This window comes from Pseudoalteromonas sp. GW168-MNA-CIBAN-0100, assembly GCF_040309225.1.
GTDB classification, from domain to species: domain Bacteria; phylum Pseudomonadota; class Gammaproteobacteria; order Enterobacterales; family Alteromonadaceae; genus Pseudoalteromonas; species Pseudoalteromonas arctica.
Genome location: NZ_JBEOOL010000859.1, coordinates 1 through 250 on the forward strand (window position 1 = coordinate 1; position 250 = coordinate 250).

The following is a 250-nucleotide window of genomic DNA, read 5'->3' on the forward strand; positions in this document are numbered from 1 at the left end:
TAGTAAGCCAACCTGCAACAACACCAATTGTTAAGCCTACACCTAAGGTTTTAACTAGCGCAATAATGGTATGGCTAAATATTTGACCTTCGCCAACCAACATCACGGCTTCGAAAACTAATACGGCAAAAAGAGCACCAATAGGGTCTATAACAATGCCTTCCCAGCGTAGTATTCGGTCGATGTCTTGAGTTGGTCGCATAGAGTTTAGCAAAGGGGCAATAACAGTAGGACCCGTTACAACAAGTAC

General features: G+C 43.2%; 1 pseudogene. It reads right to left on the minus strand.

What is annotated here, in order from left to right:
• Positions 1-250 (minus strand): annotated as a pseudogene (locus AAEY62_RS23740) (sodium:proton antiporter); the annotation flags it as partial.